Below are 23,812 nucleotides of genomic sequence, written 5' to 3' on the forward strand. Positions count from 1 at the left end.
CAAAATAATAGAAAGACTGGTGAATTTTCAATGATGGCAGATGAGAAAAAAGGAATCCTTTATACAATGCTGACGTACACGATTTGGGGCTTTCTGCCGATTTATTGGAAGCTGCTGGACCATGTGTCGAGTGATGAAATTCTTGCTTCGCGCATCGTTTGGTCGCTGATTCTGACCGTGGCGTTCATCGTCCTGCTAAAAGGCCGGAAAATGCTGCTTGGCGATTTAAAAGAGTTATGGAAATCAAAGAAGAAGTTCTTTACCTTGATGCTCGCATCTTACCTGATCACGTTAAACTGGTTCCTGTATATTTTCGCAGTGACCAATGACCGGATTGTAGAGACCAGCTTGGGCTATTACATCAATCCGCTGGTGTCGATGCTCCTTGGTGTGATTTTCCTGAAAGAGAAATTATCGCCGGCAATAAAATTCGCTTTTGTGCTGGCTGCTGCCGGGGTGGCCATTTTAACGGTTTCCTATGGCACCTTGCCATGGCTGGCGTTCGGGATGGCATTCAGTTTCGCGTTTTATGGACTGATCAAAAAAACGATCAAGTTGAATGCATTGCGCGGACTTGCACTTGAAACGCTATTCGTTATGCCGGCAGCGTTGGCGTATTACGTTTACCTCTTTGCTGCAGGGGAGGCATCTTTTCTCCATAGCGGTTCGTCAACGGACATTTTGCTGGTGATCAGCGGTGCTGCTACTGCACTGCCGCTATTCCTCTTTGCAACAGGCGCTCCGCTGATTCCGCTTTACATGGTCGGCTTCCTGCAATACATCGCCCCGACGCTGATGTTGATTCTCGGGGTGCTGGTCTACGGCGAAGAATTCAACCGCATCAATGTGATTTCATTTTCATTCGTTTGGGTGGCGCTGGCAATTTTTACGGCTTCAAAAGTGATCGAAGCGAGAAGTGTCCGAAAAGGGCGATTGAATTCACAGCATTGAGCCCAAGCTGACACTTTAAATGAAACATTTCATAGGGTTCAACCGTATAATAGAAGAGACATCCAAGGGAGGGAATGAGCAATTATGAATACAAAAAGATGGATAGCGATTATCGCGGCCGTTGCGTTACTGGGAATTTCGATTGTCATCAATTCGGCATTCGCACTTTTCCAAAACAGTTTCGGTACCGGGGTCGACGAGCTGATGGGGGCAACCGAGACTGGATTTTCCGAGAACGTGATCGAGGCAGGCGATTTCAATAAACGCATCGCAGTCATGAACGTCGACGGCGTCATCCAGGATACGGGGGAAGCGGCGTCGCTGTTCGGGGCTGCCGGCTATAACCACCAAGCATTTATGGAGCAATTGGAACTAGTGGATGAAGACGATTCGGTCAAAGCAGTCGTCTTGAAAGTGAATTCCCCTGGAGGCGGCGTAGTTGAGTCCGCAGAGATCTACGACAAGATCAAAGAAATCCAGGAAAACACCGAAAAACCGATTTACGTTTCTATGGGCGCAACAGCCGCATCTGGCGGCTATTACATTTCAGCGCCTGCAGACAAGATTTTTGTCAGCCCGGAAACCTTGACGGGTTCATTGGGTGTTATTATGCAAAGCGTCAATTATGGTGAATTAGCAGAGCGTTACGGCGTTGATTTCGTAACCATCAAATCGGGGCCTTATAAAGATATTATGAGCCCGACACGCGATATGACGCCTGAAGAAGAAGCAATTCTTCAGGAAATGCTCAATGATTCTTATGAGAGTTTTGTCGACGTAATTGCGGAAGGCCGTGACATGACAGAAGAGCAAGTGAAGCAAGTGGCAGATGGCCGAATCATGAACGGGCGTCAGGCTGTAGAAGCCGATTTAGCAGATGATTTCGGCTACGACGAAGATGTCATTGCCGCACTCCAGAAAGATTTTGACCTGGCAGGAGCGGAAGTCTTTGAATACGGTGCCAATCAAGGATTGGGATCACTCTTTTCAATGAAAGTGAATTCGCTGTTCGGAGCGGACATGGAATCGCAAATGATTGCGAAATTGCTGACAGAGCATAGTGCACCACGCATGATGTATCTATACGGTGAAAAATAAGGAGGGACGATGAATATGGCGGACCAAGTTAACGGGACAATTGCTGCAGCCGGACCGGCGCCGCGTCCCGAACGACAGTATGAAGAAGTTCTGTATTATGAACACATGCCAGCTGGTTTCTGGGTCCGATTTTGGGCATACCTGATCGATTTGATCGTGGTGGCTTCCGCATCTTCGATTCTGGTGAAACCCATATTTCTGCTTGTCGGTGCAGAAACGGCATCTTCCGCATGGTATGCGCCTTATGCCATAGTGACCGCGGTCATTTTTTACGGCTATTTTGTGCTGATGACGAAGTTTTTCAATCAGACAGTCGGCAAAATGATCATGGGGCTGCGGGTAATATCCTTGGCAGACGATAAACTGACATGGGGTACTATGTTATTCCGGGAATGGATCGGCCGTTTTATTTCAGCGACCATCCTGCCGCTTTATTGGATAGTCGGTTTTACGAGGCTTAAGCAAGGCGTGCATGACTTTATCGCGGATACGACGGTGATCCACGAAAGCTCGTACCGCAAACAAAAAACGATTCAAAAAGCTTCAGCTGAACGGTCTGAGTTGCAAGACGCCTAAGCGTTCTAGTAAGATAGAGTTACACTGAAAGGGAGGCGTTTTGATGGTACAAATTACGTTTAAGAACAATCCGGTCACTTTACCGGGAAATGAAGTCAAAGTCGGAGATCAAGCTCCAAACTTTACGGTTCTTGGAAATGACCTGAGCCCTGTTGAATTGAAGGACACTGCTGGGAAAGTAAGATTAATCAGCGTTGTGCCGTCGCTTGATACAGGAGTCTGCTCAGACCAGACAAAACGGTTTAGCGAAGAAGCTGCTTCACTTGGCGAAAACGTGGAAGTATTGACGATTTCGGCTGATTTGCCGTTCGCCCAAAAACGCTGGACTGAAATCAATGGCGTCGATTCGATCACAACATTGTCAGACCATCGCGACTTGGATTTCGGACAAGCATACGGCACTTCGATGAAAGAACTTCGCTTGCTGGCGCGTTCAATTTTCGTTATCGATGAAAACGATAAAGTGGCTTATGTGGAATATGTCGCGGAAGGCACAGACCATCCGGATTACGACAAAGCGCTTGAAGCAGTCAAAACCCTTACAAACTAAAACAGAAACCCACTCTTAATCGAGTGGGTTTCCTTATTGAGGACGGAGAACCAAATGAATTCATCTATGGAACAAGTATTTAATTTTATCGATCAGCACGCGACAGCATATCAAAAAGAAAAAGACCTTCCTTATCTAGAAAGCTTGCTGGAAACAACAGAGAGCTGGCTCGACGGCCATATTCAGCCGGCAGCAGAAGCAGGCAAGGAAGATATCCGCAAAGCGATCCAATTGGCTGTGCTGAAAGGCATGAAAGAGCATGTGCAGCCGCATCACCAAATGACGCCGGACGCGCTTGGCCTACTGGTCGGCTATTTGGTCGAATTGTTTGTGAAGCAAGAAAAGTTCACACTGATGGACCCGGCGCTCGGCACCGGGAATTTGATGCTGACAATCATGAATTACCTCGATGGCCGCATCACAGGGACAGGCGTTGAAATTGATGACTTGCTGATCCGTTTGGCTGCTTCTGCAGCGGACCTTGTGGAGCAGCCGGTAACTTTCTACCGCCAGGATGCACTTCAGCCGTTGTTGATCGACCCGGTCGATGCGGTCGTATCGGATTTGCCGGTGGGCTATTACCCGGATGAAGAGATAGCCGCCACTTTTGAATTGAAAGCTGAAGAAGGCATGTCTTATGCGCATCATTTGTTTATCGAACAAGCGATGAAGCATACCGTGGATGGCGGTTATTTGTTTTTTGTCGTGCCAAAAGCGCTTTTTGAATCACCGCAGGCAGGCGAACTTCACGCATTCCTGAAAAAGACTGCTTATATCCAGTCGGTAATGGAATTGCCGGACACGCTGTTCAAAAATTCAGCCCACGCCAAAGGCATCCTCGTTCTGCAGAAGAAAAAAGAAGGCGTCAAGGCACCGAAAGAAGTGCTGCTCGCCCGCGTACCGAATATGTCCAATCCGACCACTATGTCTAAATTCTTTTCCCAAGTCAGCACATGGTTTAAAGAAAACAAACAATAAAATGGCCGAATTGTGTTATAATGGAAGTCATAAAACACCCGCAAGCACAAGGTAAAAGAAAAGAGGGATGATCATGACTGAAACAAACGAAACTCCGAAAAAAGTGAGTCTGCAAGAAGCGGTAAAACGCCAGCTGGAAGCGAAGAAGAACCAAGCGGCAAACTCAAAAGGCAGCAATGGCGCTTCTAAAGAAGCGAAGAAACTGAAAAGCCAACAGACAAAGAAAGTCAGCAACACGCGCCGTAAAATGGGCGTATAATGAGCAAGCCCGGCCCCTGTGCCGGGTTTTTTTAGTTCTCAACCGAACAATGAATCGTGATTTTGAACAACCTGTGGCATCTGTTGGAAAGAAATTGTAAACTGAAAGGGAAGAATTTTTATATATTAGGAGGAAGCGGTTGTGACGGTAATCGGCATTGTACGGCATGGCATCACAGAATGGAATTTATCGGGCATCGCCCAGGGCAGCTCCGATGTCCCGTTAAATGAAACCGGAAAGAGCCAAGCGGCTGCGCTTGCAGACCGGCTGTCGGCAGAAGAACGCTGGGATATGATCATTTCCAGTGATTTGGCGCGGGCAAAAGAAACAGCGGAGATCATTTCCGAAAAATTGGCGCTGCCGATCAGTTTTTTTGATACGCGCTTGCGCGAAATGTCCGGCGGTGAAATCGAAGGGACGACAGAACAGCAGCGGCTGGAAAAATGGGGTGCTGAATGGCGCAAACTGGATTTAGGGATGGAAAGCTCTGACAGTGTCGGCAAGCGCGGCCGCGAAGCAATCGACAGCATTTTGAAAGAGTTTGAAGGCAAACGGGTGCTGGTCGTCAGCCACGGTGCCTTGATCGGCATCACGCTACGCAGAATGCTGCCTGAGCGATTCGAGAAAACAGATTTACAAAACACTTCGATTACGATACTGGAACATAACGGAAACGAATGGGACTGCACATTGTATAATTGCGTAAAACATTTGGAAACTGCAGGAGTCAGAGACTAGCCTCTACAAACTTATTATCCAGGCGCAAGCCTGAATTCGATTTGTTAAGAAGCTGATTGCATGGCGGATAAGCAGCTATTCCACCGGGAAAGCCTGCGTGCGGATTGTTCCAGCTGTGCAGGGTTATGCTGTACAGCACTGGCTTTTTCGGCTTCAATCGATTTTGCTTACGACAAAGCAGCAGGCAAGCCATGCAAGAACCTGCAGAGGGATTTCCGGTGCAGCATCCACGGTGAGCTCTTGAGATCCGGCTTCAAAGGCTGTGTGGCATTTGAGTGCTACGGCGCAGGGCAGCAAGTGACCCAAAAGACGTTTGGAGGAAAAGACTGGATAGGCCATCCGGAAATTGCACAAAAGATGTTCAGCACTTTGCCGGTGATGATCGAACTGCATGAAATGCTGTGGTATTTAATGGAGGCCAGGGAAATGCCATGTCCGGAACCATTGGGCCAGGAGCTTCAACGGCAATTCACAGAAATAAAGCGGCTGTCCGGATTGGCGGCGGATGATCTAATAGCCGTTGATGCCGCTGCGCTCCGAAACACGGTCCGCCCCTTATTGGCGCAAGCAGGAATGCATATGCAAAAAGCTTCGAAAAAAAGCAAAGCCGCTAAGGATTTTCGCGGCAAAGAACTGATGGGCGCGGAGTTGAAAGGCGGAAATTTAGTGAACGCTGATTTCACAGGCGCTTACTTGATTGCGGCCAATTGCCGGCTGGCCAATTTCAGCAAAGCCAATTTTCTTGGCGCCGATTTGCGAGATGCCGATATAAGCGGCGCTGATTTGACCGACAGTCTTTTCTTAACTCAACAACAAGTCAATGCTGCTATTGGAGACAGCCGGACAAAGCTGCCGGAACATATCAACAGGCCATCCCATTGGGCAAAAGGCCAAAGAAATTTCTAACAGAAAGCAGGAACGACATGCTGCCACAGGAAACCGCAGTTCAAAAAATTACAGACAGCCTGCGCAAAGACCTGAGGGTCAAGGCGATATTCCTTAAAGGGTCGATGGGCAGGAATGAGTATGATGAGCATTCGGATATCGATCTATACTGTCTTGTGGAAAAAGAAGATGAAAAGGAATTCCTGGGAAATCGATTGGTGCATCTGCAAGCTTACCGGCCTGTCATATTCCAGGATGATATTTTTATCGTTGCTCCGCAGCTGATAGCCGTATTCGATGATTTTCTGCATATCGACTTGTTCACTGTGACACCGGAAACATTTACAGGGAAAGACTTTTTCAAAGTTCTCCATGACCCAGAAGACCGGCTAACGGCGTTCATTGACACGCAAGGACTGGAACTTAAGGCAAGTGAATACCGCGATCATGTGAATGATGTGGCCTGGTTTTTATTCCAATATAAAAAAGCGTCTTCCCGCGGCAATGGCATCTGGGCTGTCAAAATGCTGGCGAATGCTGCAGAGCATTTAGCCCGGGTGCTGCTTTACAGATACGCACCTGAAAGAGCGCAATTGGGGCTGAAAACGCTGCAGCATGCTTTGCCGACAGAGCTCTTTAAGCAAATGGAGGCGGTTTTTGAGGCGATGACACCTTCCCGCCATGCCGAATCGGCTGCAGTTATGAGCCTGCTCATCAAGAATGAATTTCCGTGGATCAAAGAGCATCTGGCAGACGGAGTGCAGATCGAAACGCTGCTGCAAAGCATGCTGGACCTTTACGCAAGCGAAGAAAAAGGAATGTGAAATTCCATCAGCAATAAAAAGCTTGAGAAAATTGTCTAATAAAAAAGCTGATTCCAACGCTGTTCAAAAGAACAGTGGAATCAGCTTTTTTATTTTCTTAATGTAATTTCTGGATTAAAGATTACATAATATGATTATTATCCACTTTCGGACGTACCCATAATTTTGAAAAGTCGACGTAGCCGAAATGCGAGATGTTGACGTTCGTCAATTCTGCCGAAAAAGGAATTTGGCGTTTTCCGTAATACAAGGGTACCATTATGGAGTTTTCAACCAAAGTCCGTTCGAATTCACGATTCAATGAATGCCAGTTTTCAAAAGGTGTCGTCCGGTAGCGCAGAACCAATTGTTCCAGCTGTTGTTTGTCCGGTATGATCGGCCGCAGAGGAGACAGGCCGTTGATCAAAAAATAGAAAAAGGAAAAATCCTGGTTCATTTCAAAAACTTCTCCGTGTATATAAAGGTCAGCCTGCTGATCAGGGCCATTATCGTACATATATTTTTCGAATGGCATCAAAACCAGTTCTACAGGGATGCCTTCTTGTTCCAATACGTCTTTCAGCCATATAGCGGTATCTTCAAGATAACCGGTAGTTTTGAGGAGGATTGGCCTTTCAAGTTTTGGCAACGGCACCCTCGGTGGAACAAAGTTTTGGCCATAGCCAACCAAAAGCCCTTCGCCATTCGGCAAAATACGCGGGTCAACTTCAGTGATTGCCGGGCGCTGTTTCGCAATGGTGTAATGGATAAAGTCCCGCACATCTTTGCGGCGGATCGGCGAATCACGAAAACTGTTCATAAAGACCACGCCGACGCCTGAGTCGCTTTCAACCAAAAATGTCTCCTCGGTTTCACTGGTTTCCGATGACCGGTATGTAATGTCGATATCTTTTGGAACTTGGACAAATTCAATTTCATCCAATAGCGGGCGTTCTCCATAATAATCTTCGAAAGCCCTCAACACCGTTTTCAGCTCATGGCTGTCATCCACATAGAAACTTCCACTGCCCAATAAAATGCCTTTGGATTCTTTGAAAATGCTGGAGTTCATCATGCCAAGCATGTGCAGGCAATAGCTGCAGCCTCCGGGAAAGTGCAAATCGACAACGAGCGGGGCAGGGACGGAAATGCTGCTTACCGGCTCCCATAATTCCTTAAAATTCGGATACGTGCGCATGCGGTTAAGGCATTCTGCAACGTCTTCCGCTGTCAGAATCGAACCGTCATGGAATTTTACGCCTTTCTTCAAGTACAGCCGCAGGTGGGTCCAAGAAAGATCCCAGCTATGCGCAAGTTCAGGCGAAACGTTTCCTGTGTCATCAACCCTCACGAGGCGATTGAAAACAGTCGCGACGAAATGTGCGCTATGGACATCCGCCATTTCCAATGGATGCATCGTCGCCAGCTTGTACCGGCGGGGAATAATCAGTTTGGCAATTTCTCCGCTGTTTTGTGAAAAGCCGAATTTGCTGCGGAAACGCTCGAGCAGCAGCTGCTTAGCCCCGTCGGACCAGTCGAACAATAAATATTTGCTGCTGATTTCAACCGGTTCCTGCTCCATTATTTCCACAGCATGTTCCATAAAAACCTCTTCGGCATCCCTCAGCCAAAAAAGAGTCGAGAGCTTGCCGCGGCCGCTTCCAGCAGTATAACGGAACCATCCTTCTTCCGCCCATTTTTTCAAATAGCGTGCGGTTTGCTTGGTGCTTAATCCCAGAATGCCAGCTACATCCTCTTTTCTGGTTTCTCCGGAAGGCACCGAATGCCATAACTTCAATAATAATTTATCCATGCGGGGCCTCCTCAATTGCAATAAGTGGACGTAAATTTAAAAAATTGTCCATTTTTAATTTATTGTGTCTAGTTTAATATAACTAAGCAAGGAGGGGATGACAAGATGCGCTGGAACGAATACCCGCAAAATATTAAAGTACGTTTATTGACATCATTTTTCAATAGGGCTGTTTTTTCAGCAGTCATGCCTTTTATGGCATTGTTTTTCGCTGAAGAAATGGGCAAGGTGTGGGCAGGCACCTTCCTTATGCTGACAGTAGTTGTCGGCTTTTTCATCAATTTAATAGGCGGCTATATTTCAGACCGCTTTAAACGGAAAAAGGTGGTCGTCGTGACGTCCACATTGAGTGCGTTGATGTTCCTGTCCATGGCATTAAGCTTGCTTCCCGAAAATCGGCTGATCTGGCTTTTTGCCTCTGCCTACACGGTATTCATCATTACGAGCAGCCTTGGCCGTCCGGCGATGCACGCCATCATAATTGATTCCACAACCCCGGAAAACCGCAAAGCTGTCTTTACTATCGAGTATTGGCTGACGAATTTATCTATGGCGATCGGAGCAGCGCTAGGCGGGCTGCTGTACGTCAATCACCAAATTGAATTGTTCGTGCTGCTGACCATCACTTCAAGCTGCTTGCCGATTGCTTACGGGATCTGGCTGACAGATGACAAAGTGGAGCTGCTCGCAAAAACGCACGCCAATGTGCTCGTCGATGTCCTGCAGAATTATAAAGTGGCTGTCCAAGATGCACCGTTTACGAAAGTGGTGGCGGGTTCGATGTTCATCTTTGCAGCTGAATTCACATTAAACAGCTATATCGGCGTCCGGCTTGCTGAAACTTTCCAGACCATCAGTGTTGGCGGCTTTGATATCGGCGGCGTGCGCATGCTCAGCATCTTGAATATCCAGAATATGCTGCTGGTCGTTTGTTTGACTTTTCTGGTCAATAAAATCGCAGACCGCTTCAAAGGACGCCATGTCCTGGTGTTCGGTTTGCTCTTGTACAGCATTGGCTATGTCGTTATGACTGCCGCTGATACGTGGTATGTCCTCATCGGCTTCACGTTAATCGCGACGCTGGGTGAACTTATTTACTCGCCAGTGCTCAATACAAGGCAAGCGGATATGATGCCGGATGACAAAAGAGGCTCTTATTCTGCGTTTTCCGGTGTATCATTCAGCGGAGCGGATATGCTTGCCCGTTCCACGATCATTATTGGTGCATTTTTGATGCCTGCGATGATGTCGGTCTACATTGGTGCCATTTTGATTGCCGGAACGCTTTTGGTATACAGCGGCTTATTCATCCGGAAACCCGCTGGCAGGAAAATGGAATTGTCGAAAATCTAGCCTATGGCGGCCGTCCATTCCTTCACCGGAGCGGACGGCTTTTTCTTTTGCGCTGGAAAAGACTGGGGCAAAATTGGACCATAGCTGTAATGCATATGCTAAAATATATTAACTATAATCAAAATTCTGAACTTAGGAGGGCTGAAAATGGAGATGCTGGAAAACAGCCGGATTTATTTAAGGGAATTGCGCAGCGGAGATCTGGAAGCGGTCCATAGCTATGCGTCTTTGGAGAAAGTGACGCAGTTCCAGCCCTGGGGCCCAAATACAGTAGAAGATACGAGACGTTACATCAATGATGTGCTGAAAGATGCGCAAGAGTTGCCGCAAAGCCGCTTTGTGTGGGCAGTTGTGTTGAAGGAAACGGAAAAAGTGATCGGGGCGGGTGAACTTTGGTACGACAGTTTCGAGAACTCGTGCGGAGAAATCGGCTATATCCTCCATCCCGATTATTGGGGCATAGGGATCGGCAGTGAAGTGGCACAGCTGCTGTTGGAATTCGGGTTCAAGCACAGAGCGCTGCACCGCATTCAAGCTACATGTGCGCCAGACAATACGGGTTCACAGAAATTATTGGAGAAAATCGGCATGCAGCGCGAAGGGCGGATCCGTGATGCCTTGAAGATGAAAGGCGGCTGGCGCGATTCACTTCTCTACGGAGTGCTGGAAAGTGAATGGAGGGAGCTGCAGAAATGAAGTTCGTGATCATATTTGGTCCACAAGCATCCGGAAAGATGACCGTCGGCCAAGAACTTGGAAAAAAGACCGGCTTTCCTTTGCTCCATAACCACATGACGCTGGAATTGCTGCATCCTTTTTTCGGCTTCAGCGAAGAAACGTTCCGCCTTTCTGCTTTGTTCCGCGAAGAGATGTTCAAATCTCTAGCTGCTGGAGATACAACAGGTGCGATTTTTACAATGGTTTGGGAATTCGACCGGAAAGAAGACTGGGACTTTATCAATAATACAAAAGAAATCTTTGAGTCGACCGGTCATTCTGTGTATTTTGTGGAGCTTGAAGCAGACACGGCAACAAGGATTTTTCGCAATAAAACAGAAGCGCGCCTTGCATTTAAACCCACAAAAAGAGATATTGCAGCTTCTGAAAAGAATCTGCTTGAGTCGATGGTGAATCACCGGTTGAATTCCCACGAAGGAGAAATAAGCCACCGGCCATACATACGCATCGACAATACGGACAAATCAGCCGAACAAGCAGCAACGATAATCTGCAAGGAATTCAGCTTGTAGTTCAAGAGTAGCGATAATCAAAGGCCGGTCGCTGAAAGATATAAAAAGAGCAGGGGCTGTTCAGCCCCTGCGCAGGTAGTAGACAAATAAATATTTATGTTATTTAAAGAATAAAAAGTCATTACATCTTAGGTATACCGGATTCTGCGCTCCATGCGGACGCTTTCCGCGGACGAAGCGCTGGCCTCCTCGTCGCAAGCTCCTGCGGGGTCTCATCACTCCGTTCTTCCGCAGGAAAGATCGTGTCCGAAAGAAGTTCGGACATGGTCTTTGCGACGAAGCTAGCGCAGCGATGCAGGAGCACATATTTGCCCTTCGCCGCATTGCGCTCCGAATCCTTAAGAGAAGGCTTACGAAAAATGGATGAGTCGGTTACACTCTTTAATTAGAAATACATGCTAACAACCGGTCTGGCCACGAAGACTCCTGTGGGACAGCGAAGGCTGAAGACCCCGCAGGCACGTCAGTGACGAGGAGGCTGAAGCTGAGCCCACGGAAAGCGAAGTGGCCAGACCGGTTGGTGTATATACAGCTATTCATTTTGATTAGATTTTGTCTACAGTCTGATCAGCCCCTGCGCAAGTCGGTCATCTCAATCGGATTTCTCCTTTGCGCAATAAAGTTTGCGCATGCCAGCTTTCGTAAAAACGGTAAAGAGGATAAAAGAAAGCCAGAAAAACAAAAATAGTTGGTATCTTAGCGATTACTGGAAAGTAATCGGCTAGAAAATTTTGTACGTTCACAGCTGAAAATATGAATATCGACAATGCAAACAGCAATGATAGGACCAGCCAAGGTGTAATTTTCGTTTCTTTTAATTTTGCGCCGCAATGCGGGCACTTCATAACGAAAGGAATATTGAAGTCTTTTGCGTGCGCTTCAGTAATAGCTTGCTGGCAATTTGGACAGGCAATGGATGGGTACATGGATTTTCTCCTTAGAACTTGATTCAGAACATGTATAGCTGTTGCTGTGAATCCAATGTTAATGGAATATAAATTCATATACAAGATAATTTTCCAAACCGAAACGGAAGAAGAAGCTCATGCCAGGATGGTTAGATTTCACTTTGGGGATAGTGATTATAAATGTCTTGTTCGCTGCAGCAATCCTTTTCTATGAGCGGAAAAATGCAGCTTCTGCATGGGTATGGATCCTCATCCTTTTCTTCCTGCCGTTGATTGGTTTCATCCTCTACGTTTTCATCGGGAAGCCGATTACCAAAAAAGATGCCAAACAGCAGACAGCTTATCAAAACCCAGCGTTTGAAGGGTGTACAAAAAAACAATCACTAGCGATGGAGAACGGCGATTTCCGTTATGATCCGCCACTTGGCGGCCGTTTCAGAGATATAGTCCGGATGCATCTGGCAACAGGAGATTCGCCTTTGACGCATGATAATGAGGTAATTGCTTATACGGATGGTAAAATGAAATTCGAAGCATTATTCCAGGACATTGAAGCCGCTAAAGATCATATCAATCTGCAATATTACATCATCCGCGATGACGGCATCGGGGAACAATTGATCAAGCTGTTGACTCGCAAAGTACAGCAAGGAATCAACATCCATTTTCTTTATGATGACATTGGGTCACTTGCGCTGCCGGCGAGCTATTTTCAGGAATTTCTGTATGCGGGAGGCAAGGCCAAACCATCGATTGCTTCTAAACTGCCCATTAATCTGCGGCTTAATTATCGCAACCACCGCAAAATTGCGGTCATTGACGGGGAAATCGGCTATATTGGAGGCTTTAATGTGGGAGATGAGTATCTGGGCTATGACGGCCGGCTTGGCTATTGGCGGGATACGCATTTGCGCATCACAGGCGGGGCAGCGGCATCGATGCAGCATAAGTTTTTGATCGACTGGAATGGAGCTTCACCCCACCATCCACTTGAATACGAAGCGCGATTTTTTCCTGGCAGTAAAGGGCCAGGAAAAGCGGCTGTGCAAATTGTCGAAAGCGGTCCCGACAACGGACTGAGGCAAATCAGGGACGGCATGCTGAAGTTGATCAGCCGGGCAGAACGCACGATCGATATCCAAACGCCGTATTTTATTCCGGATGAGGCAATCATGTCCGCTTTGCAAGTTGCCGCCATGGGTGGGGTTCGGGTGCGTCTGATGATTCCAGCGAAAGCGGACCATTTCTTTGTGCATGACGCCAGCCTGGCATTCGCCGGAAGCCTGCTGGCGTCAGGAGTTCGGGTATACGCTTATCAAAACGGATTTTTGCATGCCAAAATGCTGCTGGTCGACGAAATGGCCTTCACGGTCGGTTCCGCCAATATGGACGAACGCAGTTTCTCCTTGAATTTCGAAGCGAATGCATTTGTCTACGATAAAGAAATGGCCTTGGAAATGGTGCGGATTTTTGAACTGGACATCCAAGCAGCAGAAGAACTGAACACAGATTTTTTTGGCGCTGTGCCAATCTCGGGGCGCGTCAAACAGCGAATTGCTAAACTGATTGCTCCAATATTATAAAAGATCCATCTGGGAAAAGAGATTCAGAAAACCCGAAAACAAACTGGCTGCGCAAGCAATCCAGTGAAGGAGCTGTTCCATTGAAAAGCAAAATAACGTTTGCCTTATTGGTGATCCTTACAACCAGCTTGATGGGGTCATCATTTGCAGTCGCAAAAATCGGACTGCAATACATATCTCCGCTGCTTTTGGTCGGCATACGCTTTATACTCGCGGGCTTGCTGATGATTGGAATTGTACGCTTATTTAAACGGCCGCATCCAAAAAAAGGTTCGGACTGGGTGAAAATCACGGTGATCGGCGCTTGCCAGACAGCTGGCGTAATGGGCTGTATATTTTTAAGCTTGAGAACCATTACGGCAGGCGAATCGGCGATCTTAACCTTTACGAATCCACTATTGGTAGTAATCCTTGGGACGATTGCGCTAAAAATCAATTACCGGTTTATTCAATGGGCTGGCGTGCTATTGGGATTATTCGGCGTATTTATCACGATGGGCGGGCAATTGCAGCTGGAAATCGGTACGCTATTCGGTATTTCAAGTGCCATCTTCTGGGCAACTGCAACCTTGCTCATCAAAAAATGGGGGCAGGATTTCGATGTCTGGGTACTGACCGCTTACCAAATGCTGTTCGGCGGAATTCTGCTGCTGGTGTTAAGCTTATTGCTGGAAGACCTGCAATTGGTTTTCAATCCGGTGTCCATATTCGTGCTGATCTGGCTCGCAATTCCGGCATCAATTGTCCAATTTGCTGTGTGGTTTTATTTGCTGCAAAACGGCAATCCGGGAAAAGTCAGTGCTTTCTTATTTCTGGCGCCGTTTTTCGGCATCCTTTCCGGATGGCTGATTTTGGATGAGAAAATAGGATTAACCTTGCTTGCAGGAGGCGTTCTGATATTCGCAGGAATTTTCCTGGTGAATTGGCCAGAAAAAACAGGAGAATCCACGAAGTCTGTGGAATCTGTTTTAAAATAAAAAAATATGTTAAATTATGTTTATCTTATTCGGGATTCGTGAATATAGGTAGAGGCGGAGTTTCCGCTATATCAGCAGTGGATGTTTTGCCGCTTAGATTGACAGAGAGAACGAGGGACGACAGATGCTTTATAGATACAAAAAATCATTTAAAAAAGTTGCCATGGGGCTCTTATCTTTGACGACAAAAAATAAAAGCGTAAGCCATTTATCGGAAACGATTGAAGTATACGAAAAAAATACACATAAGCAATTATATTTTTGGAAAGAGGGAGAAAACATCACCGGCCTTGCAGGTGTTGAAATCGGGGATCATGATTTTTCCATTCTTCATTTGTCCGTGAACCCTTCTTATCCGGTAGAGGAAACGGGCATGAAGATTGTGGAAGAGCTGCGTCTTTTGATGCGCGGCAAAGAAATGATTTTGTCCCGCGGCGCTGCCCTCTACCTCGGAAAAATTCGCCACATGGCGGAAGATATTATGCCCTACCGTGAAGAGAAGGAAATTTCATAAAGAACTGATTCGCAACCTGCCAGTGTTGGCAGGTTTTTTATATTTTGTTCAAAAACTTGGAGGAAAGCGGAAAAAATTATTTAGCCGGCATGAAAAAAGTTATAATGTTAATTGATGGAGTGAAGCGTGGGCATGCAATGGCCGGATAGTTGGCTTCAACTTTAATAGATTCGCGTTGCGAGGAAAGAAGATGGAAGGGATGCATTTATTTTCTATGGGCAAGGCATTGGTAATTGGCCTTGCGGGAGCCGGCGTTTTCGTTTGGATCGGCGCGCCGATGCCTTGGCTGCTTGGGCCATTGTTTACAGTGCTCGCCGTTCAATTATTTTCAACCGTAAAATTAAAATGGCATGCGTCAATCCGGAATGGCGGCCTTGTCATTGCAGGTTATGTAATCGGTTTTGCCTTCACGTTAGATGCTATTCAGGGCATGAAACAATATTTCTTGGCCATGCTGGTGGTCAATATCGCTTTTTTCTTCTTATTCCTGTTGATCAGCTCATTGATGGCGAACCGTACAAAAGCGGATAAAGCGACTGCCATGACATGCTGCGTCCCGGGCGGCCTTTCACAAATCATTTCATTTGCCGAAGAGCAGAAAGGCATCGACTTAGCGGCAGTGACGTTTTATCACGTACTGCGGGTGCTGCTGATCGTGGCAATCGTGCCATTCATCGTCGCAAGCGGCAGCAATGGTCCACCGCAGCAAGCGGTCCACGGAGAGATTTCCCTGTATTTGATCGCATTGCTGGTGCTTGGCTATCTTGCCGGCATGGCCAGCCAGAAGATTAAAGTTCCGACGGCGTATTTGCTGGGCCCTGTTTTTCTCATTATGGGCTTTAATCTTGCGGGCATCGAAGTGCCTGTTATGCCCGGCTCTTTCCTTCACGCAGCCCAAGTGATGATCGGCATTTATATTGGCCTGCTGCTGAAAAAAGAAAACATCAAACTGACGAACAAGCTGATTTTCTATGCATTTTTCTCAAGCGCCATTTTTATCGCAGCGGCGTATGGCACCAGTTTCATCCTGGCTGATTTGTACGGACTCAGTTTCTCAACAAGCTTCTTAAGCGTTGTGCCAGGGGGCTTGGACCAGATGGGCATCATTGCGGCGTCGGTCCATGCTGATGTCACCGTCGTCACGTCATTCCAATTGTTCCGCATTCTGTTCCTGTCGATTTTCATCGTGCCGTTCGTGAAAATAATCGGCAGCCGGGCCATGAAAGCGGACAATGCAAATGCCAAGCATCGATTTCAGGAATAAAACAAGCTTGACTTCTTAAAAAGGCGTGGTAATATTTATTTTTATATAATGTAAATAGCAGTTGTCGAATGGTCCAGTAATGGCATTGAACGCAGAAAGCAGAGACTGAACGGTAGGTGGAAGTTCAGGCGTCGATGTACATGAATTACACCATTTATCAGTAGTCAGCTTAGTCAATGAAGTGGTCAGTTTTCCTTGGAGAACTGTCAATTTGGGTGGTAGCGCGGAGAAAACCTTCGTCCCTTATTTTTTAGGGATGGATGGTTTTCTCTTTTTTTTATTTTTGCAGTATAAGGCATGGAGGCAACAATCCGGCCAATCTAAGGAGGAGCAAGCATGTTTGAAATCAAAAAAGTGAACGAACCCTCAACAACAGAAGCGGTTATTCTGGTCTTGCTCATCGTGGCGAGCATCAGCGTAAGCATTATTAAATGGGGAGCGGTGCCGCATTTGCCGATTGTCTTTTCGATCCTGTTATTGATCTGCTACGGTTTGCTTAAAAAAATATCGTACCAGAAAATTGAAAGTGGCTTAGTGGCGGGTGCGGGTGCAGGGATGGGTGCAGTGTTCCTGTTTTTCTTCATCGGTATGCTGATCGGCAGTTGGATGCTGAGTGGTACGATACCGACGATGATCTACATCGGCTTCAGTATCATCACTCCTGCTTTTTTCTTTGCCATCGTTTTCACAGTGGTGTCGATCATCGGGTTGTCGATCGGCAGTTCATTGACGACGGTTGCTACTGTCGGCGTTGCGTTTATCGGCATGGCGTCTGCAATGGATCTATCCTTGGCGATTACAGCGGGAGCAATCGTTTCCGGTGCGTTTTTCGGGGACAAAATGTCGCCGTTATCGGATACAACCAATCTCGCTTCATCGATCGTCGGCGTCAATCTTTTCGAGCATATCCGCAATATGGGATGGACGACGGTCCCGGCATTCATCATTTCTTTTATCATTTTTGCTGTATTGTCGCCTAGCCGTATGGAAATCGACAACGCCAGCATCAATACATTCCAGGAAGGGCTGCTTGCGACCGGCAGCGTCCATTGGTACTCGCTGCTGCCGCTAGTGGTTTTAATAGCTATGACGCTCGCCAAAGTGCCGGCGCTGCTGGCGCTGGCAGCGACATCAATCAGCGCGATTGCGGTCTCGTACCTGCATTCGGCATCAAGCCCTTCAGACATTTTTAACGTTTTGTACGGCGGCTACGTATCGGCGACAGGCGTCGCGGAAATCGATTCGTTATTGACGCGCGGCGGCATGGAAAGCATGCTTTTCACAGTCAGCCTGGTGCTGCTGGCATTGAGTATGGGCGGTCTGCTCTTTACACTGGGAATTATCCAGACATTGCTTTCGAAAATTGAAAGCTCATTGAAAAAAGCCTCCTCGGTCATAACGACTTCGGCATTGACGGCCATAGGGATCAACGTATTGATCGGTGAGCAGTACCTGTCTATTTTATTGACGGGCCAAGCGTTCCAACAGCAATACGAAAAAGTCGGCCTCAGCAATAAAAACTTGAGCCGGGTGATGGAAGATGCGGGTACAGTCGTTAACCCGCTGGTACCGTGGAGTGTCTGCGGCATCTTTATCGCTTCAGTGCTCGGCGTTTCGACAATGGAATATCTGCCGTTTGCGTTCTTCTGCCTGCTGTCTCCGTTACTGACCATTGCATTCGGCTATGCCGGCAAAACATTGACGGTAATCAATCGATAAACGGGTTTCGTTGCCGCTTACACGTTGCAAAATAAAAAAATGGTAATTTTTTCTATCGTTGAAAATTCTTGTCGCTTTGATATTTGTTTGCGTTATAATTAGAGGTATAGCCATAGCAAAGGATTGAGACCGATGAGTTCAATGAAAAATTTTTCCGACCATATAAATGGAAACTTGCTTTCTTTATCGACGCGTATTGTGGAAGAAGTCGTTAGCCGGCTGGCGATCAGTCTTCAGCCAGGTGAAAAAGAACAGGCGATTGACATGTATGTGCAGTTTTTAAATTACTTGGCCGAAGTGCTTGACCAAGACAGCGATCATCGCATCCCGACGGCTTTGATCGAATGGAGCAGGAAAAATGCAGAAATGGTTGTCGCCAAAAGCGGAAAGCTGTCCCTGATTGTCGTTCGCTATCCGCCGACTCGGGACGTCTTCACGGATGTCTTCACGGATTTAAGTGAAGAGTTCGGATTATCTGTTAGGCAAAACGCGTTCATCATCAAGCGGATCAATAATTTGCTGGATGCCAGCCTAAGCGAAACGTTTTCGGCATATGAAAGATTGTCGGAAACGAAGCAGGAAGGCGTGCAAAAAGAACTGGTGAAGCTATCGGCTCCAGTCGTACCGATAACAGATGAAATTGTGGTCTTGCCTTTGATCGGTTTTATTGATGATATGCGCGTAAAACACATCATGGACAATGTCATACCTGAAATTGCGGAAAAGGATGTCCACCACGTCATCGCCGACTTTTCGGGCATCGCCACAATCAATGAGCATGTTGTCCATGCGCTGCTCCAAATCGGCGGCACATTGCGCCTCATGGGCGTTCATGTTGTGTCCGCGGGCCTGCGTCCGGATTTGGCGCAGACCATCGTCAACAGCAACATTGATATGTCCGGCATCGATTCGTATGCGACAGTGAAACAAGCATTGCAAAGCATCTCTTAAACGCAAAAAGCACGCAATCAAAATCGATTGTGTGCTTTTCCTATTTCTTAGACGCCGCGTTTGTTTCCCCATAAGAGTGTATGGAGCTGCGGCAAAACTTTCGCGTCGTTCATGATCTGCGAACGCACGGAGAGGTCGATGAGCCATTCATAGCGGCCGAGCAGATCGGCTACAAGTTTCGCATCATCAATCGTTGTGGTATCGCTATTGCCGACCTGCAGGAAAAACGGCACCGCTGGATAGCGGACATGAAGATCTTCCGCATACTTGAAATCTTCTTCATCAAAAATGACGACTTTCAACGTTGCATTGGCATCCGCCAAGTTTTCAATGAAAAAATCCAGTTTGCTGAAATCCGTGTGCATGCCGGAACTCGGCGGCTTTGGCGAAATCGTAATGTCGTCGATCTCGCGCATCCAGTCCTGCCAGAATGAGCCTTGCGTTTCAACACCGACTTTCCAGTCCTCTGCGTGGCATAAATCGACCAGCTCGCCGATGCCTTTATGCAAGGCCGGATTGCCACCGGAAATGGTGACGTGCGAAAAAGCAGCGCCGCCGATTTCTTTTAATTCATCGATAATTGCTGCCGGTTTTTTGGAAACGCTGGTGCCTGTGCCGTCCCAGGTGAATTTGGAATCACACCAGGAACAAGAATAATCACAGCCGGCTGTGCGGACGAACATCGTTTTCTGGCCCATGACCATGCCCTCGCCTTGGATTGTCGGTCCGAAAACTTCCATGACAGGAATCTTCATCGGAAATCCTCCTTGCGCGGACGGTAGATGACATAGCTCGTCGGAGTTTCCCGGACGATGACTTGCAGGCAAAACGGTTTGTTTTCCGTTGCCATCAGCAAGTCCTGGATTGTCTGCCAGATTTGTTCGGCCAATAATTCCGTCGTCGGAAATTTGTCTTTAAATTCGGGATGGTTGTTCAAAACCGAATGATCGTATTTTTTATGGATCGCTTGTTTGATTTGTTTAAAATCGATCAGGAAACCGCTGGCATCAACCGTGTCGCCGCCGATGGTAACGTTGACGAAATACGTGTGGCCATGCATTTCCTGGCATTGGCCCGCGTCTTTGCTCGGTATGAAATGAGCGGCCGAAAAGTTCATGTCTTTGTTCAGTTCAAAACGGAAGCCATGTGGCACTGAAGGATAGAATTGCTGCATCATACCAGTTCACCTGCTGATTTCCGCTCTTTGTAGGCTGCGAGGCCGGCATTGCGCAATTGGCAGGCCGGGCATTCGCCACAGCCGGTGCTTGGGATGCCGTTATAGCACGTCAAGGTTTTTTCCTGCACGAAGTCCAATGCACCAAGCTCGTCGGATAATTGCCAGACATCCGCTTTATCGAGCCACATCAACGGCGTGTGGATGACAAATTGCTTGTCCATCGCTAAATTCAACGTGACGTTCAATGATTTGATGAACGTGTCACGGCAATCCGGGTAGCCGCTGAAATCGGTCTGGCTGACGCCGGTGATCAACTGGCGCGCGCCGATTGCATCTGCGTAAACTGCCGCAAATGACAGGAACAGCAGGTTGCGGCCGGGTACGAACGTTGAAGGCAATTCACCTTCCTGTGCCGTCACTTCGATATCGTCCCGCGTCAGCGCATTTGCTGAAAGCTGGTTGATCAAAGTCATATCGAGCACTTTAAATGAAACATTCAATTCTTCCGCGATTTTCCGGGCGCATTCAATTTCGGCTGAATGGCGCTGGCCGTAGTCGAACGTCACAGTTGCGACTTCGCTGAAGTTTTGGATTGCCCAGAACAGGCAAGTGGTGCTGTCTTGGCCGCCGCTGAAAACGACGACCGCTTTTTCCTTTTTCAATGAAAACATCTCCTTAGTTTTTTAGAGAGGGAGTTTGCGAACCTCTTTTTTCAACATCGTTAATAATAACATAGATGTGGGCAAGGTTTCATTCAGATAAAGGGAATTGCACAGGATTGTCGAATCAAAACATAAAAGCAGTGAAATGGAAAGGGTCGGTAATGGTGGAACAGCGATTGAAGATGGCATTTGACGCCATACAACAAAGTGATAAACAAGAACGTTTTGTCTTGGGAATTGATGGCTTGAGCCGTTCGGGCAAAACGACATTGGCCAACGCCGTTGCTAATCAGGCAAAAGCAATGGGCATGGAGCTTAGCCTCTTCCATATCGATGATTTCATCGTCGAACGGAAAAAACGCTACGGCACTGGTTTTGCAGAATGGCGGGAATATTATGAGCTGCAATGGCCGGTGGACATCCTTGCAGAAACATTTTTCAGCAAGTTGAAAACAGCGAAGCAAGTGGAACTGGCCTTTTATGATGCCAAATTGGACATTTGCCGAACGGCAATAATACAGCTTCCCCAGCAGGGACTTATTTTAATAGAAGGAGTTTTTCTGCAGCGCGGCGAGTGGCACTGCTATTTTGATAAAGTGTTATACCTTGCATGCCCGAGAGAAAACCGGTTCTTGCGCGAAGCAAAAGAGGTCCGTGAGAACCTGGGAAAAATGGAGAGGCGCTATTGGAAAGCTGAAAGCTATTACGAAGAAACCGTCCAGCCCGAAACGCTTGCCGATTGGGTGTTGGAATGTACGGCGGAAGGGCAGGGGAAGAAATGAAAATGACCCGCAGAATATGGACAGTTTTGGCTTTGGCGTTAATCTTCCTAGCAGCAATCGCCATTTGGATCGCTATTGCTGCGCAGGAAAAGAAAGCCGGTGCCACTGAAATGGGGGCAAGCGCGGTCTATGATATCGAACTCGAGCTGGACAACGAAGATGTTTTTCATATTTCGGCAAAAATTGAAGTGGCAAACGATTCGGATGTGGCATTCGAGGACATCGGATTTTATTTTGTGCCAAACGCCTTGAATCCGGAAGAAACGGACGATTTTTATCAGGAGTCAGCAGAATCTGAGATTGAAGCAGTTTCAAGCAGTGGCGCTGATACACCATACAGCCTTGAAAATAACGAGCTTCTCGTTGAACTCCAAAACCCGCTTCAGCCTGGAGAAAGTGAAATGATTGAGATCAGCTACTCTTTACAGCTGCCGGAAGGCGGTTTGCGCTTATCACAGGAAGATCGCAATTTCTATTTGGCCCAGTGGTATCCGATGCTCGCTCAATACGATGAGGGCTGGGATATCCAGGATTTCGATTTGACCGGGGAGTCGTACCATACAGGTTTTGGTGAGTTCACAGTATCATACAGCTTGCCGCAGGAATTTTTTGTGGCTTCATCGGCTGACGACGGAATTGTACAAGCGTCTTCTTCCGGAATGGTGCGAGGCGAACGGATTAAAGATTTCTATATGGCGCTGCTGAATCCAGCCCAATGGCTACATGAAACTGTGCAAGTCGAAGGGACGGAGATCCGGCTGTTCATGCCGCTCGATCAGGAATTGCTGGAAAGCTCTACGAAAGTCGCGCAGGCAGCATTCGCTTTTTTTGAGGAATCGATCGGGGACAATCCGTTTCCGGAACTCGATATCATCGGCAATGACGGCTACATGGAATACCCGAACATCGTTGAAGTAGGAGCAGACGAAGCTTCCATTGACACCGTGCTGGTGCACGAAATCGCGCATCAATGGTTTTATTACATCGTCGGCAACGATCCTTTCGAAGATGCCTGGCTGGATGAAAGCATAACGGAATTTGCTTCGGCGCTGTTTTTGGCGGATTATTACGGCGACGAATCTTACGGCTATAATTCGGCGGAAATGGCGATGCTGTCTGAGAAACCAGAGAGATACACGAACTTGCCTCTTGACGAGTACAGCGATCCCCGCTATGTCTCCACAGTCTACGGAGAAGCACCGCTCATATTGCGGAACTTCTTTACGGAACGGGGTGGCCAAGAAGAGGCATTGGCATTTTTGTCTGCCTACTACACTGAATTTCAATTCAGGTTCTTGAACACTGAAGACTTTAAATTGTTTTTTGAAGATTATTTTGAAGGGGACCAAAGTGAGTTTCTGGACAGTTGGCTAAAATAAAGGCTTGCCAGATGTAATTCGTACGCTGCTGATGCGTCTAATGAAGAAAGGGGGCAAAGGCATGCTGCGTTTATGGTTATTATCCATACTTACACTGACATTATTGGCCGGCTGTGGAACATCCGGAGGCTGGCCGGAAGAAGACCTTATACGGGATACACATGGGGAACTTGAAAATATCGAAAGGCTGGATCTATTCGTGGAAAATGTCGAACAGAAAAAAGAAGACGCAGTGCGCATCGAACACTTCACAACTGAAGGCGATCCGATCTATGAAACGCTGCTTAATTCCAGCGGCAGCATTTTGCTTGAATATGATGCTACCGAAGATGCTTATGGATCAGGAGAGAAATGGGAACGCAGTTGCGGTTCGATTGAAAAAAAGGAAAATCAAGAATCGACAAGCTATACCTTGGCCGGCTGCAGCGGACATCCTGCATACACAGTAATCGAAATCCGAAAATGATCTAAAAAAACAGGTAAATCCGGCCGCAAATCGGGGAAAAAGATTCAAGTGGCAAAAAAAGAGCTTCCAAAAAGGCATAAATGCTTTGCCTCTCTTGAAGATTTTTTTCAATTAATAAAAAATTAGTGTATTTAGATTATATTACTGTTAATATATAGAAAACATTTAGCTTATAT

At 47.1% G+C, this 23,812-nt stretch carries 26 protein-coding genes and 1 riboswitch; of the genes, 21 read left to right on the forward strand and 5 right to left on the reverse strand.

Translation table 11 applies throughout. The annotated features are described in order from the left end of the window. Positions 1-33: 33 nt before the first annotated feature. From rarD to QMA09_RS10310, 9 genes are all read left to right on the forward strand, one after another. Complete coding sequence (gene rarD, locus QMA09_RS10270; RefSeq protein WP_290213079.1) at positions 34-951, forward strand: EamA family transporter RarD; 918 nt, start codon at positions 34-36, stop codon at positions 949-951. 84 nt (positions 952-1,035) lie between these two features. After that, the gene (gene sppA / locus QMA09_RS10275; RefSeq protein WP_290213053.1) at positions 1,036-2,049 is read left to right on the forward strand and encodes a signal peptide peptidase SppA; all 1,014 of its coding nucleotides are present in this window, start codon (positions 1,036-1,038) and stop codon (positions 2,047-2,049) included. Between the two features lie 15 nt (positions 2,050-2,064). Beyond that, positions 2,065-2,625, forward strand: a complete 561-nt coding sequence (locus QMA09_RS10280; protein ID WP_290213054.1) for an RDD family protein — start codon at positions 2,065-2,067, stop codon at positions 2,623-2,625. 43 nt (positions 2,626-2,668) lie between these two features. Continuing rightward, positions 2,669-3,175 (forward strand): thiol peroxidase, encoded by a 507-nt coding sequence (gene tpx, locus QMA09_RS10285; protein WP_135503205.1) that lies wholly within the window; start codon positions 2,669-2,671, stop codon positions 3,173-3,175. A gap of 54 nt (positions 3,176-3,229) precedes the next feature. Continuing rightward, the gene (locus QMA09_RS10290; RefSeq protein WP_290213055.1) at positions 3,230-4,153 is read left to right on the forward strand and encodes a class I SAM-dependent methyltransferase; all 924 of its coding nucleotides are present in this window, start codon (positions 3,230-3,232) and stop codon (positions 4,151-4,153) included. Between the two features lie 73 nt (positions 4,154-4,226). After that, positions 4,227-4,412, forward strand: a complete 186-nt coding sequence (locus QMA09_RS10295; RefSeq protein WP_135503200.1) for a hypothetical protein — start codon at positions 4,227-4,229, stop codon at positions 4,410-4,412. Positions 4,413-4,553: 141 nt separating this feature from the next. After that, entirely contained in the window at positions 4,554-5,150 is a 597-nt protein-coding gene (locus QMA09_RS10300; RefSeq protein WP_290213056.1) for a histidine phosphatase family protein, read from the forward strand. Positions 5,151-5,210: 60 nt separating this feature from the next. Next, on the forward strand, positions 5,211-6,056 hold the full coding sequence (locus QMA09_RS10305; protein WP_290213057.1) for a pentapeptide repeat-containing protein: 846 nt from the start codon (positions 5,211-5,213) through the stop codon (positions 6,054-6,056). Positions 6,057-6,073: 17 nt separating this feature from the next. Next, the gene (locus QMA09_RS10310; RefSeq protein ID WP_290213058.1) at positions 6,074-6,859 is read left to right on the forward strand and encodes a nucleotidyltransferase domain-containing protein; all 786 of its coding nucleotides are present in this window, start codon (positions 6,074-6,076) and stop codon (positions 6,857-6,859) included. 121 nt (positions 6,860-6,980) lie between these two features. On the opposite strand, the gene QMA09_RS10315 is transcribed toward QMA09_RS10310, so the two are convergent. Continuing rightward, complete coding sequence (locus tag QMA09_RS10315) at positions 6,981-8,651, reverse strand: ABC transporter substrate-binding protein (RefSeq protein WP_290213059.1); 1,671 nt, start codon at positions 8,649-8,651, stop codon at positions 6,981-6,983. 105 nt (positions 8,652-8,756) lie between these two features. Here QMA09_RS10315 and QMA09_RS10320 point away from each other — a divergent pair, with 105 nt between their 5' ends. From QMA09_RS10320 to QMA09_RS10330, 3 genes are all read left to right on the forward strand, one after another. Then, on the forward strand, positions 8,757-10,004 hold the full coding sequence (locus tag QMA09_RS10320) for an MDR family MFS transporter (protein WP_290213060.1): 1,248 nt from the start codon (positions 8,757-8,759) through the stop codon (positions 10,002-10,004). A 147-nt stretch (positions 10,005-10,151) separates the two neighbouring features. After that, complete coding sequence (locus QMA09_RS10325; protein ID WP_290213061.1) at positions 10,152-10,700, forward strand: GNAT family N-acetyltransferase; 549 nt, start codon at positions 10,152-10,154, stop codon at positions 10,698-10,700. After that, positions 10,697-11,254 carry a DEAD/DEAH box helicase family protein gene (locus tag QMA09_RS10330; RefSeq protein WP_290213062.1) on the forward strand — a complete coding sequence of 186 codons (558 nt, stop codon included), beginning with the start codon at positions 10,697-10,699 and terminating at the stop codon, positions 11,252-11,254. Before QMA09_RS10325 ends, QMA09_RS10330 begins: the two co-directional genes overlap by 4 nt. Positions 11,255-11,841: 587 nt before the next feature. Here QMA09_RS10330 and QMA09_RS10335 read toward each other — a convergent pair. Beyond that, positions 11,842-12,180, reverse strand: a complete 339-nt coding sequence (locus QMA09_RS10335; RefSeq protein WP_290213063.1) for a ZPR1-type zinc finger protein — start codon at positions 12,178-12,180, stop codon at positions 11,842-11,844. A 119-nt stretch (positions 12,181-12,299) separates the two neighbouring features. On the opposite strand from QMA09_RS10335, the gene cls reads away from it, so the two are divergent. The 6 genes from cls to QMA09_RS10365 all read left to right on the forward strand — a co-directional run bounded on the left by cls (position 12,300) and on the right by QMA09_RS10365 (position 19,170). Next, the gene (gene cls / locus QMA09_RS10340) at positions 12,300-13,745 is read left to right on the forward strand and encodes a cardiolipin synthase (RefSeq protein WP_290213064.1); all 1,446 of its coding nucleotides are present in this window, start codon (positions 12,300-12,302) and stop codon (positions 13,743-13,745) included. An 80-nt stretch (positions 13,746-13,825) separates the two neighbouring features. After that, complete coding sequence (locus QMA09_RS10345) at positions 13,826-14,722, forward strand: DMT family transporter (RefSeq protein ID WP_135500153.1); 897 nt, start codon at positions 13,826-13,828, stop codon at positions 14,720-14,722. A 178-nt stretch (positions 14,723-14,900) separates the two neighbouring features. Continuing rightward, positions 14,901-15,236, forward strand: coding sequence for a hypothetical protein (locus QMA09_RS10350; protein WP_290213065.1), 336 nt, complete (start codon positions 14,901-14,903; stop codon positions 15,234-15,236). Between the two features lie 199 nt (positions 15,237-15,435). Then, positions 15,436-16,500, forward strand: a complete 1,065-nt coding sequence (locus QMA09_RS10355; RefSeq protein WP_290213066.1) for an AbrB family transcriptional regulator — start codon at positions 15,436-15,438, stop codon at positions 16,498-16,500. Positions 16,501-16,836: 336 nt separating this feature from the next. Then, positions 16,837-18,219 (forward strand): Na+/H+ antiporter NhaC, encoded by a 1,383-nt coding sequence (nhaC, locus tag QMA09_RS10360; RefSeq protein ID WP_290213067.1) that lies wholly within the window; start codon positions 16,837-16,839, stop codon positions 18,217-18,219. A 132-nt stretch (positions 18,220-18,351) separates the two neighbouring features. After that, the gene (locus QMA09_RS10365; RefSeq protein ID WP_290213068.1) at positions 18,352-19,170 is read left to right on the forward strand and encodes an STAS domain-containing protein; all 819 of its coding nucleotides are present in this window, start codon (positions 18,352-18,354) and stop codon (positions 19,168-19,170) included. A gap of 47 nt (positions 19,171-19,217) precedes the next feature. On the opposite strand, the gene queE is transcribed toward QMA09_RS10365, so the two are convergent. Genes queE through queC form a run of 3 tightly spaced genes read right to left on the reverse strand, consistent with a single transcriptional unit; the run spans position 19,218 to position 21,009 of the window. Next, positions 19,218-19,925 carry a 7-carboxy-7-deazaguanine synthase QueE gene (gene queE, locus QMA09_RS10370; RefSeq protein ID WP_290213069.1) on the reverse strand — a complete coding sequence of 236 codons (708 nt, stop codon included), beginning with the start codon at positions 19,923-19,925 and terminating at the stop codon, positions 19,218-19,220. Continuing rightward, entirely contained in the window at positions 19,922-20,347 is a 426-nt protein-coding gene (gene queD, locus QMA09_RS10375) for a 6-carboxytetrahydropterin synthase QueD (RefSeq protein ID WP_135500159.1), read from the reverse strand. Before queD ends, queE begins: the two co-directional genes overlap by 4 nt. Beyond that, a complete protein-coding gene (gene queC / locus QMA09_RS10380) occupies positions 20,344-21,009 on the reverse strand; it encodes a 7-cyano-7-deazaguanine synthase QueC (RefSeq protein WP_290213070.1) in 666 nt (221 codons plus the stop codon). The genes queD and queC overlap by 4 nt, the downstream gene beginning before the upstream one ends. 7 nt (positions 21,010-21,016) lie before the next feature. Then, a riboswitch (PreQ1 riboswitch) is annotated at positions 21,017-21,060 on the reverse strand. Between the two features lie 131 nt (positions 21,061-21,191). Between queC and QMA09_RS10385 the strand changes: the two genes are divergently transcribed. The 3 genes from QMA09_RS10385 to QMA09_RS10395 all read left to right on the forward strand — a co-directional run bounded on the left by QMA09_RS10385 (position 21,192) and on the right by QMA09_RS10395 (position 23,636). Further along, positions 21,192-21,791: a kinase gene (locus QMA09_RS10385; protein WP_290213080.1), complete on the forward strand. Its 600-nt coding sequence runs from the start codon at positions 21,192-21,194 to the stop codon at positions 21,789-21,791. A gap of 2 nt (positions 21,792-21,793) precedes the next feature. Then, positions 21,794-23,170, forward strand: a complete 1,377-nt coding sequence (locus QMA09_RS10390) for a M1 family metallopeptidase (protein WP_290213071.1) — start codon at positions 21,794-21,796, stop codon at positions 23,168-23,170. Positions 23,171-23,231: 61 nt separating this feature from the next. After that, entirely contained in the window at positions 23,232-23,636 is a 405-nt protein-coding gene (locus QMA09_RS10395; protein ID WP_290213072.1) for a DUF4362 domain-containing protein, read from the forward strand. Positions 23,637-23,812: the final 176 nt, after the last annotated feature.

This window comes from Planococcus sp. APC 3906 (assembly GCF_030407685.1).
GTDB classification, from domain to species: Bacteria; Bacillota; Bacilli; order Bacillales_A; family Planococcaceae; genus Planococcus; species Planococcus koreensis.